Origin of the sequence: Pseudomonas sp. B20 (genome assembly GCF_020515755.1) — a bacterium.
Lineage (GTDB): Bacteria > Pseudomonadota > Gammaproteobacteria > Pseudomonadales > Pseudomonadaceae > Aquipseudomonas > Aquipseudomonas syringae.
The window spans coordinates 117559-130122 of record NZ_JAHPJG010000017.1; the positions used below are offsets into that span (position 1 = coordinate 117559).

Here is a 12564-nt window from a genome sequence, read left to right on the forward strand (position 1 = left end):
ATATTTTCGTTCCCCGCTTGCCTGCCAATGAGAGCACTCATGCGTTTATCAAGTGTTCCCGTTGTCGCCTTGTGCCTGTCGATGTTCAGCGCTGTGCTCTGCGCCGCCGACGTAACAGGCAGCAGCGATCTGCAGATTCTGCCGCGTCTGGCCGACACGGAAATCGTCGATTATCGTCCGGCTGCCGAGCTCGAGCGGGTCTACCCCATGGGCTCGATCCGCAAGATCAGCGGCCAGTTGCGTTTCGACGGCCAGGTCAGTGCGCGTGGCAATCTGACGTCGGTCACCTATCAATTACCTGCCGAGCGGACTTCCGACGACGCTTTCACCGCGGCTCGCGAGGCCTTGCAGCAGCAGGGCGCCGAGCTGCTGTTCTGGTGCCAGGCGCGCGACTGCGGAGAAAGCAGCCTGTGGGCCAACGAAGTGTTCGGCAACGCCAAGCTGTATGGCGCGGATGACCGCCAGGCTTACCTGCTGCTGCGTCTGGCAGAACCGCGCAGTGACACCCTGGTAGCGCTTTACAGCATCACCCGTGGCAACCGTCGGGCCTACCTGCACGTCGAGCAGTTTGAATCTTCCGCGCCACTGGGCGAACTGCTGCCGACCTCGGCCACCTTGCTGCGCCAACTGCGCAGCACCGGCAAGCTGGAATTGCCCCGCCTGAGCGGCGACCCACAGGATGCCTGGGTCACCCTTGTTTCTCGCGCCCTGAACCTGGACAGCAGCCTGCGCGCCACGGTGTCCGGACCCAGTGCCGGCGCCTGGCTTGACGCCCTGATCGCCAAAGGCGTTCGCGCGGCCCGGCTAGAGGCGGGCGTCACTGAAGGCAAGGGGCTCAAGATCGAGGTTATCCGCTAGAACAGCGATGGCGGACAGGCAGGTTCGCCATTATGCTCGCTCCCTCCGATCCTTTTTAGTGGATAGCGCATGTTCAACAATGACCGTCTGTTGGTGCAGATTCTGCTGCTGGCGCTGTTTGGTGCCTGTCTCTGGGTGATGGCGCCGTTCTGGTCGGCGCTGGTCTGGGGCGCGGTACTGGCCTTTGCCAGCTGGCCGCTGATGCGTTTGCTGACCCGCTGGTTCAAGGGCCGTGAGTCGCTGGCTGCGCTGGTGATGTGCCTGTGCTGGATGCTGCTGGTCGCGGCGCCGTTGGTGTGGCTGGGCTTCAATCTTGCCGACCATGTGCGTGACGCTACGGGTTTGATCAAGGACATTCAGGTCGACGGCTTGCCCGACCCACCGCAATGGCTGGCGGGTATTCCGCTGGTGGGCGAACGACTGGTAGCGCTGTGGACCACCATCGATCAGCAAGGCGCGGCTTTCATGGCGACGCTGAAACCGCATCTGGGGCAAGTGGGTAACTGGATTCTGGCACGCAGTGCGCAGATCGGCAGCGGAATTCTGGAACTGACCCTGAGCATCGTCTTCGCCTTCTTCTTCTACAGGGACGGTCCGCGCCTGGCCGCCTTCGTGCTCAGCCTGCTGGAGCGCCTGATCGGGGAGCGGGCCCAGTATTATCTGGATCTGGTCGCCGGCACTGTGCAACGCGTGGTCAACGGGGTCATCGGTACGGCAGCGGCCCAGGCGGTACTGGCGCTGATCGGCTTCCTGATCGCGGGCATTCCCGGCGCGTTGGTGCTGGGTATTCTGACTTTTCTGTTCAGTCTGATCCCGATGGGCCCGCCCTTGGTCTGGCTGCCTGCCACTGCCTGGCTGGTCTGGCAGGGCGAGTACGGCATGGCGATATTTCTGGGCATCTGGGGGATGTTCGTCATCAGTGGCGTGGACAACGTGCTCAAGCCATACCTGATCAGCAGGGGCGGCAATCTGCCGCTGGTGATTGTCTTGTTGGGCGTGTTCGGCGGATTGCTGGCGTTCGGTTTTATCGGCCTGTTCATCGGCCCGACGCTGCTGGCAGTCGCTTACAGCCTGTTGACCGACTGGGTCGGCAGCGAGCGTGCCCGCAGTCGTTGACGGCGAAAGTTTCCGCCGCGCCATGACGGGCGGCGGAGCCTCGCGTTACGCCGCGGTGTCCAGGTACTTGCCGACTGGCTTGCTGCTCTGGGTGTCATATTTTTCGCTGAGTGCGGCGATCATCTTGTTCAAGGCCTGAGTGGCGATCTGATTGGTATTGCCCTGATCGATGGTGGTGTCACTCTGCTTCAATGCGGCAGACAACTCGGAAGCGCTGATACTGTCGTCGCTGTCGCTGTCCAGTGTACTGAACAGGCTGGCGCTGTCAGTGCTGCCGGAGGTGCTCACCTGCGCAGGCGACATACCGGCAGGAGGCTGTTGCGGTTGCATGCCGGCGACCAGCTCTTCAAGGCTGACTGTGCCGTCTTCGTCAGTATCCAGTGCATCGAACACCTGGTTGCTGTTCGCCGTGCTGCCCGCATTGCTCAGACCGGTGGTCAGCTCGTCGCTGCTGATCGCGCCGTCGCCATCGCTGTCCAGCGAGCCGAGCAGGTCTTCTGCCTGCTCATCGACCGACTGCATGGGCGGCGGCGGAGGTGGTGTCATCGCGGCCAGCTCGTCGGCATCCAGGCTGTCATCGTCGTTGCTGTCCAGATCGCTGAATGCCTTGCTCAGGCTCACAGTGATGCCATCCTTGCTGTTCGACGACAGGGCCGAGCTCAGCTCGTTCTTGCCGATGCTGCCGTCGCCATCGCTATCCAGTTTGGCCAACAGCTCTTCCTGAAACTTCTTGTTGCTGGTGCTGGAGGTTGCACTGCTCGAACTGGTGTAGCTGGAGAAACTGCTGTTTATCCCACTGATCATTGGTCTCACTCCCCTGAGATGAATGTGCCCGGTAACGGTGTACCGGCTTTTGCAGCCTCGGGGCGTCAGTTGTCGAGGGGATGTAGGCTTTGTACGCGGTGTGTTACAGATTGCGTCAGAGACGTGGCAGGTCAAGTATCGCCGTCAGGCCGCCGCCAGGCGTTTGCGTGAGCGACAGCTCGCCGCCGATGCGTCGCGCCGCTTCCCGCGCAATGCTCATGCCCATGCCGATACCGCCGGAGTTGCGGTTGCGAGAACCTTCCAGGCGATAGAACGGCTCGAACACGGCTTCGTGAAATTCAGGTGCAATGCCGGGCCCGTGATCGACCACAGAGATGCGCACACGCTCGCTGCTGTCCTCGATCACGATATGTACGCTGCCGGCATAACGCAGAGCGTTGTCGACCAGATTCTGCAGGCACGAGCGCAGTGCCATCGGCTGCGTCTTGAGCGGTTTGCACTGGCCTTCGTACTGTACGTCGTCGCCATTGTCCTGAGCATTCTCGGCCTGCGACTCGATCAGTGCCTGCAGATCGAACTGCTGCAGGCCTTCGCTGCGTCGGTGCTCATTGAGGTAGGCGAGCGTGGCGTCGAGCATGCTGATCATGTCATTGAGGTCCTGAGTCATCTGGCCATGCAGCCTGGGCTCTTCGATCTGTTCGACGCGCAGCTTGAGCCGCGAAAGGGGGGTGCGCAGGTCGTGGGATACCGCAGCCAGCATGCGCCCGCGCTGCTGCATCTGTTCGCGCACTTTGCTTTGCATCAGGTTGAACGTCTGTGCGGCCTGTCGGGCTTCCTGCGGGCCGCTGATTTCCAAGGGCGGGCTGTCGAGGTCTTCACTCAGGCGCTCGGCTGCTTCACTGAGTCGCTGTATCGGACGGCTGAGTGCCTTGGCGCCATACCATGCAGCGATGATCATGGTGATGAACTGGAAGAGCAGCACTATCGCCGGCCCCCCCAGGATCGGCGGTCTGTGCATGGGCCGTTGATCGAACTGCCCATGCTCGGCGTTGAACTCGTTGGGCGGCGGCGGGCGCATGCCGTACTGGGTGAACCAGATGAAGGCCAGCAGGTGCGCCAGCAGAATAGCCAACAGGGCGCCACCAAACAGTCGCGCAAACAGCGTGTCGAATCTGCGGATCAACCCAGCTCCCTGGCATCGAACAGATAGCCTTCACCGCGCACGGTCTTGATCAGTTGTGGATTTTTCGGATCATCGCCGAGCTTTTGGCGCAGACGCGAGACCAGCAAATCGATACTGCGGTCGAACGCCTCGATCGAACGCCCGCGCGCAGCATCGAGCAACTGCTCGCGACTCAGCACCCGGTGCGGCCGTTCGAGGAACACACGTAACAGACGAAACTCGGCGTTGGACAGCGGCACCACCAGGCCATCGGCGGCGGTCAACTGACGCAGGACGCTGTTCAGGCGCCAGGCGTCAAAGCGAATGGTGGTGCGCTGATCGCTGCGCTCGTCGCGGACCCGGCGCAGAATGGTCTGGATGCGCGCGACCAGTTCGCGCGGCTCGAACGGCTTGGCCATGTAATCGTCGGCACCCAGTTCCAGGCCGATGATCCGGTCAGTCGGTTCGCAGCGTGCGGTCAGCATCAGAATCGGGATGTCCGACGTGCTGCGCAGCCAGCGGCACAGTGACAGCCCGTCTTCACCGGGCAGCATCAGGTCAAGCACCACCACGTCGAAGGTTTCCTCGGTCAGCGCCTGACGCATTTGCGTGCCGTCGGTGACGCCACGGGCGTTGATATTGAAGCGCGTCAGGTAATCGCAGAGCAGTTCGCGAATGGCCACATCGTCATCGACGATCAGCGCGCGAACGCTCCAGCGCTGATCGGTCGATGTGGCATCCAGGGAGGTGTCGGGAAGTGCTTGCATAATGCGTCTGTCGCCTGCTTGTGCCGCCATGGACTGGCTGCTGTTGAAGATCAACGCTGCCCCTCATGCTACTTCGCCGGGAGGCTCGGCGGTAGGGTGGCGTGATCGAATGTCGTGCGCATGTCATAAATGTATCGAGATTGATACGAGCGCCTGTCGAGCGTGCCCTGCGAAGCTCACCCTGATAGTTATGACAGTATCCAGTGTCGCGCAACTGCCGTTTAATCGAACGGGCTACCGGCCTGGATGGCCGGTTCTGGCAGACAAACTTTTGTCGAGAAGTCCAGGGTCTGTTGCCGTTTCATCGCGGCTTGGGATGAAAGGGCAGCAGCCCCTGGGCGCATTATCAATCCGCCCGCCTGTTTTCTACATAGACAGGGGCGCCAATCGGATAGCAAGGGAGTGCTGATGATGGCCGATTCAAAAACAACAGCAACGTTGGATGACAAAAAAAAAGCGCGTATCGCCTACCGGCTGGCGCGCACTCAACGCGGTTCACGGACCGACGCATCGCTTGCCCCGGCAGAGGTGGCGGGCATTGTGGACCCGGCCGATGGAACGCTGAACAAGGATGTCCTGCTCGGCGAATTTCTTGAGGTCACCCTGTCTAAGTGGGCAGGACTGGTCACTGATCCGGGCGACTCCGATACGTTTCTCATCGATTGGGCCATCGGCGCGGCGGCGGATAACGACGCGTTCAAACAGGTGTTTAGCGGTACGGTTACCGCACCGGTGGACCCTGACACCTTTCCCAAGAAGATCGAGATTCCGCTGAGCAGCTTAATGACAGGCCTGGACAAGCCTGCAGACGGTACTTACAGTTTGCGCTACCGGATTGTACAACCGAATGAACAAGAGACCACCAGCCCGTCGATCAACCTGATCGTCGATACCACGCCGCCGGGCGAGCAGCTTGAGCCTGAGCAGATGAGTCTGGAAACAGATCAGTTGACCCAGGCGTTTCTGGACGCACATCCCGACGGTCTGGTCGGTACGCTGCCAGACTATGACGACTGGAAGCCCGGCGACAAGGTAGCCTTCTATTGGGTTGGCACGCCATTGCCAGAAAGTGCTGAAGACCTGCCGGCTCCGGTCGCTTTCGTTGACGTGGCCAACCCGACGAATAATACGGTGACCTTCCCCGTTTCGGCCATTGACACGTCCAGGGACGAGCCCTACTACGCCGTTTACATTCTGGTCGACAAAGCCACCAATCGCACTTCGCTTTCCAGCCCCAAACGCATCGACGTGGCGCTGGGGCAGTTGGCCGACAACCTGAAAGACCCCGTCGTGCCATTGGCAGAGCCTCCAGAAAAGTTGATCAACCTGCCTGATGCGAGACTCGGGGTCGAAGTGTTGATCGAGTCGTTCGATAACTGGAAGCCGGCCGACCGCATCGAAGTCACTTGGGGCACTGAGGTGCTTCGATCTGAGGAAGTCGGCAGCTCTCCAGATTTTCCGACTTCGATCAGAGTCTCTGATCTGGTTCTGCAGGGGCAATACAATCAAGCGAGCGGCGGCGAGCAGCCCACCGATGTGAGTTATCGAATCCTGCGTGGCGTCGTTCCGTCCGAAGTGAAAAGCATCAGCGTCAATGTCAATTTCGCCACTATCGGCCCTGACCCTATAACCGATCCCGGGTGGCCGGATCCGGTCAACGACGCATTACTGCCGGTCGAGGTCTATGGCCAGACGTCCAATGAGTTGAACGTCCTGAAAGAAGCGGACTATAACCAGCCTGCCAAGGTCAGTTTCAAGCTGTATGACAAACTTCAAGCGGGTGAAATTATAGATTTCTACTGGGGCACAAGCCATGTAGCAGAGGCTCAATACACCGTGGCTGCTGGCGACCTGGCAGGCGCTGGGCGTGAGGTTGAAATACCCTGGAGTTACATCGATTATGAAGGCAATCGCGCTGACTTGCCGGTTCATTACCGCATTCATGGGCCCGATTCAGAAAACACGCAACACTCGCCGAACACTCTGGTCAAGGTAGACGCCATTGTCATCATGCCGGAAGCCCCGGTCTTCGAGGGGACCAGTCCCAATGGCTGGCTGAATTGCAATTCACTCTACGCCAGCCCAAGTGGCCCTCCTGGCCCGGGTGAACCGGGTATACGGGTCCGCGTTCCGGATCTTTCGAAATATCTGTCGGACGGTGAAACCGTGACGTTGCACTGGTATGGCTCCGAGGGAAATACCGGCGACGCGCCTATTCCCGGCACCGAAAAAGAAGAGGTTATCCTGCTGGGAGCCAGCCATCCTGTCACCGGTTTCACCTGGCTGGTCACCCCCTACAATACACACATCCTGCCCATCTACGATCCTTCCAGCGGCAGCCAATACGGGAGCGCAAGGATCAAGTACTCCTTCAGCATGGAAAGCGCCACTATTAACCCGCCGGAAACCACTGGCGAAACCATTAACTCGCCGGAAACCACCAGCGAAACCATTAACCCGCCGGAAACCACCAGGAAAACCATTAACTCGCTGGAAACCACCGCCCGAGTAGGGATGTACGACGCAGCCGGGCCTTGTCCTCTTCGTCCAGTAGAACCGAAGAAAAAGTAACAAGGGTTGCCGATAGAGGGGGTCTGCGGCCAGTCGCAGGCACCCTGTCGGGTATAAGCCGGCTCAGGTTGCTCCCAAACGGTTTAGGGAGGCCGACGCGTACCGGGTCATGTCACCTACGCTTATCGGTATTCCCCTCGACGACCCTCTACTGTCGGAACCTCCCTACGATTACCTAGGAAACGTCCTACAGAGCATTCAGTTGGATCCCGCTAGTCTTGCGGCCTCCCTCCCTAGGCCGCTTTCGGGCAGTCGTCACGGGGTTCAACCTGGTTTACCTCAAGGTAATGCATCCTCATGAATGCTCCATTCGTGCTGCGTCCGCTTTCATGGACATTGAAGACCGTTATTTTCCTCTCTCCCTTGCTGACCGGCAGTCATGCGCTTGCGCAAATCCTTGTCGATACGCCGCAGACGATCGATGCGACAGCCCCGCTGGACAGCTATCGGATTGTCAGCACCGGAAATCTGACCGCCAACGGCGCGACAACCCTGCAAATATCCACGATCACCGGGGCGAAGCTGACGCTCACTGGCAGTCAGGTCAGTGCGGGCACCAACTCTTCAGCTGTATCGTTGACCGGGGCAGATGCGTTGATCGTCGGTAGCGTCCTGACAGGTGCCGCGGATGGCCTTGGGATGGGTAATGAAAGTGCGCGACTGGTCGGCTCCACGGCCACCGTCATCGGCAGCACGATCACGGCCACGAATCGCGGGATAAATGCCGGTTCGCTCAGCAACCTGACCCTGGAAGGGACTTCGGTGACGGCCACCGGCACCAATGGCAGAGGCATGGAGATGTTTGACTCCACGGTGAAGGCGTCCGCCAGTACCATCACCGGGCAGCAATATGGCGTGCGCTTGCGCGCTGATCCGGGCGTACCCTCAAGCAATCTGCTGGTTCTGGAGGGAACCCGGGTCGAAGGTATCACCGGGTCGGCGCTGATCGTCGGAACGCCCACCGGCGCGCCCGCGACTGCCGATATCCAGGTCAACAATGGATCTACGTTGACCGGCGGCAATGGCAAGATACTGGAGTTGATCAACGGTTCAACGGCGCACATGACCGTGGACAACAGCCATCTGCTGGGCGATGTATCGGCGGGTGAGGGCAGTACCGCCAGCCTGTCACTGCAAAACAACGCGACCCTGACCGGGCGCCTGGAGAACGTATCCAGCCTGTCGCTCGGTAGCCAGGGCCAGTGGGTGATGGTCGAGAATGGTCAGGTGAATGAACTGTCCATGAACGGCGGCTCGGTCAGGTTTGGCGACGCGGCCTCGTTTTACACCTTGTCACTCGCAAGCCTGTCAGGGAGCGGCACATTCATGATGGACGTGGATTTCGGTGGCCAGGCCACTGACTTTCTTGACATCACGGGCAGCGCGACCGGCAGTCATACCGTGCTTATCGGCAGCACGGGTGTCGATCCGCTCAGCGATACCAGCCTGCACGTCGTGCATGCGGCAGCCGGCGATGCGAGCTTTTCGCTCGCAGGCGGCGCAGTGGATCTGGGCGCCTGGTCCTATGACCTGATCAAGCAGGGCGACAACGACTGGTATCTGGACACCGCCACCCGCACCATCAGCCCTGGCGCACAGACTGTCATGGCGTTGTTCAACACCGCGCCGACTGTCTGGTACGGGGAATTGACGACGCTACGTTCGCGCATGGGCGAGTTGCGTATGGACCAGGCCCGTTCCGGTGGCTGGATACGGACCTACGGCAACAAATTCAATGTCGCCGACGCCTCAGGCTTTGGATATCAGCAGGTTCAGAGCGGTGTCGCGCTCGGCGCAGATGGCAAGCTGCCTGTGGGGTCGGGGCAATGGCTGGCAGGTGTGATGATCGGGCAGAGTACGTCCGACCTCAGTCTGGATCACGGTGCCAGTGGCAAGGTCGACAGCTACTCGCTGGGCGCTTACAGCACCTGGCTGGACAGCGAAAGCGGCTACTACGTCGATGGCGTGATCAAGCTCAATCAGTTCAAGAACAAGGCCAGAGTCAATCTCAGCGATGGTTCCCGCACGCGCGGCAACTACGACAATCTGGGGGTGGGCGTATCGCTGGAGCTGGGTCGGCACATCAAACTGGACAACGGCTATTTTCTCGAACCCTATACCCAGCTGGCGGGCCTGGTCGTTCAGGGCAAGGACTACGCACTGGATAACGGTATGCGTGCCGAAGGTGACCGCAGCCGGTCGCTGCTCGGCAAGGTCGGTACGACAGCGGGGCGCAGTTTCGACCTGGGCAAGGGACGTACGCTGCAACCTTACGTGCGGGTGGCCGTGGCTCACGAGTTCGTCAACAGGAACGAGGTCAAGGTCAATGACAACGTGTTCAACAACGACCTCTCCGGTTCCCGTGGCGAGTTGGGGGCGGGTGTGTCGGTGGCGCTGTCTGACAACCTGCAGTTGAACGCTGATTTCGATTACAGCAACGGCGATGCCATCGAGCAGCCGTGGGGCGCCAGTGCGGGCTTGCGTTACAGCTGGTAGTGATAGCCAGGCGCGGAGGCTCACGCCTGATCGCTGGTGCTGATGCGCCAACGGTCCTATCACTTGTGCCAGTATCGGCATAAAAAAACAGGGTGTTAACTGATGGGCATGGCGGTCGGCAAACGGGTCGGCCACCGCTTCATTGTGCTGGAGGCCCGGCTCATGCCTGTGATTTCAAAGTGGATCGAACAGATCAGAAACCTGTTCTGGCCAGCTTCAAGGCGCAAGAGTGCGCTGCTTGCGCCGCCCATGATCGCCGAACTTCTTCCTGACGTACCCGGTGGTGAACCCAACTTGCTGCCCAGCAGCGCCTGGCTCGTGCCGTTGCGGGTCGATTTTCCCATGTGGCAAAACTCCGGACCCACCCCGGGCGATCCCGAGTATCTGCGCGTGTACTGGAATGACATGCTGCTGGAGGAGAAGATCTGGACCGAACCCGTACAGCCTGCCGATCTGTTCAGCATGATCGAGCAGCAATACCTTATCGAAGGCCTGCATCGACTCCGCTATAGCGTCGAGACCGCCAACCAGGTGCAGACCGAATCCGAAACACTGACCTTTGTCATTGATAAGACGGCACCGGTATTCGCCGACGAAGGAGCGCTGATTTTTCCCGGCGAAATCATCAGTGACGGCCTCACGGCGGCCTGGCTGGACACTCATGGCGATACCCTGCTGGCCGAGGTGCCTGCGTATTTTTCGCCGAGCCCCGGGGACCTCATTACCTGGTACTGGAGCAGCACGCTGACGGGGTCGGAGCACACCGGAACCCTGACGCTTGAAGCGTCCGATATCGGTAGTGCGATCCATATTGCCTTCGACAGGCAACTGATTCTCGAGAGCGGCGATGGCATTCGTTATGCGTCCTACAGGCTGAAGGATCGTTCGGGCAATGCCGGGCCTCGAGCGCTGGCTGTTTCGCTGCTGGTCTCCGCTCAGCCAGTTCCACGTGTGTTGCCTCCTCCGCGGGTTCAGAAGGCCGCAGGCTCGGCAAGCGCCAGCTTGCTTGATCCGGTAGATGCCTTTCATGGCGCAGTGGTATTGATCCCTGAGAATGCGGTGATTCTTCCCGGTGATACGGTCCGCGTCCAATGGGCCGAGCCAGGCAGTGTGGGCTCCTTTCTTACGGAAATCGCAGACTCGAGACTGTTCCGCGTTCCCCCCACGCAAATTGCCCAGCATTTCGGCAAGTCGATCCCGGTGTACTACGAGGTGTTCGAAAAAAACGCCGACTCACCGCATCTTTCGGACCGGCATACGCTGAGTATCCTGGGAATGACAGGCTTTCCCGTCGTGCAGTGTGACAAGGTATCCGGGGGGCGTCTGAGACTGAATGACATTGCCGAGGGAGGTTACGCACGGTTCACCCTGGACAGTTGGTCATTCATGGGCACTGATCAGTTTGTCAGCGTCGAGGTGCATGGCGTCAGCAGTGCTGATAATGAGTTGTTGATCGTCAGCGTGCTGGACGAGTACCCGGTGCCGCTGGTGGGCGATAAAATCGACGCCGGTCAGATCAGCAAAACGGATTTGAACAGATTTCTGATCGGCACTCAGCTGGATGTCCGGGTGCGGGTGAGTTTCGACCAGACGCTCTCCTGGCAGCCTTTTCCTTCACTGAGACCGACGTTGTACGCCTGAGAAGGTCATGGACCGCCGGGTCGGCGGTCCATGGCGCATTGCTACTTGTAGGTCATCGTGAAGCTGAGTGCCCCTTTGGCCTTGCCCGGCCGGATCGCGCTGCTGGCCTGCGTCTGATAGAAGCGGGCGTAGAAGTTCAGCACCACGTTGCCGGGTGTGATCGCGATCAGTGGCACTTCGGTCTGCAATTCCATGGGCGTGACGCCATCACCTTTGAGGACCTGAATCCCCATGCCCTTGGCATCCGAATCGCTGGTCAGGCTGAAAACCCCGCTGTTGGCAGGGCCTTCGGGGACCGAGCCTTCGACACCATCGAGCTGGATATGCGCCGTTGCCACGAAGCCTGAGCCCGTATCGGTCTCGCAGTTACTCAACGCAATGCTGAAGGGCACCGCCGGTGTGGTGAAGCCGGGACCGGTGAAGTCAGCGCTGTCCCACTCACCCAACTGCACCGGGTCGGCACTGACCGGGTCTGCACCGACGCTGCACTGTGCCTGAAGTACCGTGCCGGTTAGCCCGAACCTCATGATCCTGCCAAGCGTCGTCACGCTTCCGGAGAACAGCTCACTGCCATTGAGCACATTCGGTCCGGAAGGAATCGGCCCGGTCTTGACCAGCGTGAGGTAGTTGTTCATATGCAGTAAGCGAATGCTCGTGAGCATATCCCGGTGGTCGTTGAGGCCAATGAACGGAACGGTGGCGCTGCCTCCTGCCGGCATGAAGCAATTGGGGCAGTTGCTGTCATACGGGTGCCCCAGTCTGATCCGCACCCCGACGCCAGGAATATTGGTTTGCAGGATCTTGCCGGTGAGGTCTTCGCCATTTATAGGGTCCACGTTGCCGGGAAAGATCGGAGCCGTTGCCGTTGCGTTGAATTCGAGAAGGGCCGTGCCGTCATTTCTGCAGGCCGCCTCCAGGCCCGCGTGGTCTGGTGTGCCTTCAAGCACATCGATGCTGCCGATAACGGTGCCCACTCTGGCGTCTCTCGGGACGTAGAGGGTGCCGATGTCACGCCGGTAATCCTTTAGTCCCGGAGGGGAAACCCAGTAGCAGTCGTTGCTGGGGGTGTCGTCCGGTACGTCGGAATAAGCCGCAGCGCTATAGCTGGCCCCCAACAGGATCAGACTCGGGAGCAGGGCATTCAATGCAGTGTTCATGGGGTGATTCCTGAAATAACAATGTCGCGGA

At 60.0% G+C, this 12564-nt stretch carries 9 protein-coding genes; 5 read left to right on the plus strand and 4 right to left on the minus strand.

Annotated features, from left to right (window positions below):
* Positions 1-39: 39 nt before the first annotated feature.
* Positions 40-858: a DUF4892 domain-containing protein gene (locus tag LIX91_RS17390; RefSeq protein ID WP_181017031.1), complete on the plus strand. Its 819-nt coding sequence runs from the start codon at positions 40-42 to the stop codon at positions 856-858.
* 69 nt (positions 859-927) lie between these two features.
* Positions 928-1974 carry an AI-2E family transporter gene (locus LIX91_RS17395; RefSeq protein ID WP_003419937.1) on the plus strand — a complete coding sequence of 349 codons (1047 nt, stop codon included), beginning with the start codon at positions 928-930 and terminating at the stop codon, positions 1972-1974.
* Positions 1975-2019: 45 nt separating this feature from the next.
* Here LIX91_RS17395 and xopAW read toward each other — a convergent pair whose 3' ends face one another.
* The 3 genes from xopAW to LIX91_RS17410 form a co-directional block, all read right to left on the minus strand.
* The gene (xopAW, locus tag LIX91_RS17400; protein WP_003419938.1) at positions 2020-2778 is read right to left on the minus strand and encodes an EF-hand domain-containing protein; all 759 of its coding nucleotides are present in this window, start codon (positions 2776-2778) and stop codon (positions 2020-2022) included.
* Positions 2779-2893: 115 nt separating this feature from the next.
* A complete protein-coding gene (locus LIX91_RS17405) occupies positions 2894-3922 on the minus strand; it encodes a sensor histidine kinase (protein ID WP_004410380.1) in 1029 nt (342 codons plus the stop codon).
* A complete protein-coding gene (locus LIX91_RS17410; protein ID WP_024665634.1) occupies positions 3919-4668 on the minus strand; it encodes a response regulator in 750 nt (249 codons plus the stop codon). Before LIX91_RS17410 ends, LIX91_RS17405 begins: the two co-directional genes overlap by 4 nt.
* A 408-nt stretch (positions 4669-5076) precedes the next feature.
* Here LIX91_RS17410 and LIX91_RS17415 point away from each other — a divergent pair, with 408 nt between their 5' ends.
* From LIX91_RS17415 to LIX91_RS17425, 3 genes are all read left to right on the plus strand, one after another.
* Positions 5077-7239, plus strand: coding sequence for a hypothetical protein (locus LIX91_RS17415; protein WP_103695351.1), 2163 nt, complete (start codon positions 5077-5079; stop codon positions 7237-7239).
* A 297-nt stretch (positions 7240-7536) separates the two neighbouring features.
* Positions 7537-9735: an autotransporter outer membrane beta-barrel domain-containing protein gene (locus tag LIX91_RS17420; RefSeq protein ID WP_003419946.1), complete on the plus strand. Its 2199-nt coding sequence runs from the start codon at positions 7537-7539 to the stop codon at positions 9733-9735.
* Between the two features lie 102 nt (positions 9736-9837).
* Positions 9838-11376, plus strand: coding sequence for a hypothetical protein (locus LIX91_RS17425; RefSeq protein WP_226488856.1), 1539 nt, complete (start codon positions 9838-9840; stop codon positions 11374-11376).
* Between the two features lie 41 nt (positions 11377-11417).
* Here LIX91_RS17425 and LIX91_RS17430 read toward each other — a convergent pair whose 3' ends face one another.
* Positions 11418-12533: a fimbrial protein gene (locus tag LIX91_RS17430; protein ID WP_003419949.1), complete on the minus strand. Its 1116-nt coding sequence runs from the start codon at positions 12531-12533 to the stop codon at positions 11418-11420.
* Between the last annotated feature and the right edge of the window lie 31 nt (positions 12534-12564).